This window comes from Mesorhizobium sp. M0293, from assembly GCF_040321735.1.
Lineage (GTDB): Bacteria > Pseudomonadota > Alphaproteobacteria > Rhizobiales > Rhizobiaceae > Mesorhizobium.
The window spans coordinates 1-2118 of sequence record NZ_JAMYSA010000252.1 but is presented as its reverse complement, the minus strand read 5'-3'; the positions used below and the strand labels follow the sequence as shown (position 1 = coordinate 2118).

Sequence of the window (2118 nt, the reverse complement as noted above, 5' to 3'; positions counted from 1 at the left end):
CGACAATACCGCGCGGAGGCGCAACGAAGCGGTCCGTCCGCATCAAACCCGCCGCTTCGCGGCGGCGGTCGCGCCATCGCCGACACCAGCCGAAAATCGAAATCCCCATAACCATCGCCTGTGGCCCACGGGTTCCTTCCTCGGGGACTTTCGTACGCCTGCCGGCGCCCGAAACTCTTCACGCAGTCAGACCGACGGCTTTCGACGCCCGTGCGCCGAAAGCTGACGTTGAGGTCATAGGCCGCGACGTGATGGCGCTTCCGCTATCAGATCATGTTCGACATACCGAGCGCGGTAAGCAGGTTGTTTTGAATAGGAGCGATGGCCTGATTCAGTCCCTCCACCCCGAAGTCCAGGCCCTCTGGCATGACGACGGTGCGCAATGGGCGCCGTTCCGTAGCCTCGACTAGCCGTGCGATGGCGTCAGCCACCAACTGAGGGCGGGGTGGATTCGCGGGATCAAGTCCCTGATCGGAGTTGTTTTTGATTTGGCCTGGGACCAACGCAACTGCGCCATATGTCGCCAAGACCTGCTCGTCCGAGGGCGCTGGGCTAGATGGAAGCAGATTGCTCGGAAATGGCCCGGGTTCCACGATCACCGAGTCTACGCCGAAGCTGGACAGTTCATATCGATATGCCTCGGCAAGCGCTTCAAGCGCGAACTTGCTCGCGGAATAGACACCAAAGAACGGAAAGATGACGCGCCCCATCAACGAGGTGACATGGATCAGCACGCCGCTACCCGCAGCACGCATATGGGGTAGGACGGCGCGGTCGGCCCTTACGGCTCCAAAAAAGTTCACCGCAAATTGCTGCTCGATGTCTGCCACCGTGTAGGCTTCGGTCACGCCGACGAACATCGTGCCTGCGTTGTTGATTAGCGCATCAATCCTGCCGTGTTGCTCGACGACCCGATCGATCGCAGCGTTGACCGACGCTTCGTCCGTCACATCCATCTCAATGACCTGCAGCTCATGCCCTTCGGCTTTTGCAGCGTTGATTAGCTCACCGCCTATCTGGCTGTTTTTGCCTTCGATGTCGCGCATGGTCGCGACCACCACGTGCCCGCGCCTGGCGAACTCCAAGGCGGTGAGCTTTCCAAAACCGCTGCTCGCGCCGGTAACAACTACAACCTTACTGCTCATTTCTCGATCCTTTCGTTGTCCCTCCGATGGGACGAAAATGGGTATATACAGACCTGTCTGTTCTTGCAAACGGAAAATAGACAGACTATTCTGTTTCTGCAGCGAACGCGCAATGGCAGGCTGAAATGAAAACTTTGGATGTAAGTGAGTACGTCGACCTGGAACCGCTGCCGCTGGACGCCTTGGCTCCGCGAGAGCGAATTCTGAAAACGGCGTCCGAACTATTTTACCGGAACAGCATCCATACGGTGGGAATAGATCGCATCATCGCCGAGAGCGGTGTCGCAAAGATGACGTTCTATAAGCACTTCCCCTCGAAGGCCAATCTTGCAGCTACCTATCTGCGCCATAAAAGCGCGCTGTGGTTCGACATGCTGGCGACTGCGACCGAACAGGCCGGACCGGTGCCGCTGAATCGCGTGCTGGCCATATTCGACGCACTGAACGAGTCCTTCCAGGCGCCTACTTTTCGCGGCTGTCCTTTCGTTCGAGGGCTGGCCGAGTTCGGACCGGATGCGGAAACCCCAGAGGTGCAGGCAACGCTCGCAGCATATTTCCATGACTTACATGAGTTTGTCGTGTCGCTCGTCCAGCCCTTGAAGTTAAAAAATCAAGAGAGCGTGGTCGTTCAGATCCTAGCGCTCATCCAGGGCTCGCTCGTGAACGCACAAGCCATGAGGGGGGGCGTTGAACCTCTTGCAACGCGCGATGCGGCCAAGATGCTGCTCGAGGCTGCGGTTGAGCGCGGCTGATCGAAGGATTAGTGCGGCGGTCAATGACGCCATGGGCCACGGCTTCGTGAAGGCTTCAACCCTTTCAGAAATTTTCAGGGCAGTGGAGAGCGAGGGTCCATGGCGATGGCCCTAGTGAAAGAGGCGCCCCAGTAAGTTGGCGAGATTGCGGCGCGGCCCCGCGCGTGGAGCGGGGGCCGCAACAAAAACCAAATATGAAAGAGAGGGGGCCCCCGCCGAGG

At 58.6% G+C, this 2118-nt stretch carries 2 protein-coding genes; one reads left to right on the top strand and one right to left on the bottom strand.

Annotated features, from left to right (window positions below; translation table 11 throughout):
• Positions 1-266: 266 nt before the first annotated feature.
• Positions 267-1145, bottom strand: a complete 879-nt coding sequence (locus tag NKJ06_RS35215; RefSeq protein ID WP_352629935.1) for an SDR family oxidoreductase — start codon at positions 1143-1145, stop codon at positions 267-269.
• Positions 1146-1270: 125 nt separating this feature from the next.
• Here NKJ06_RS35215 and NKJ06_RS35210 point away from each other — a divergent pair, with 125 nt between their 5' ends.
• The gene (locus tag NKJ06_RS35210; protein ID WP_352629933.1) at positions 1271-1897 is read left to right on the top strand and encodes a TetR/AcrR family transcriptional regulator; all 627 of its coding nucleotides are present in this window, start codon (positions 1271-1273) and stop codon (positions 1895-1897) included.
• Positions 1898-2118: the final 221 nt, after the last annotated feature.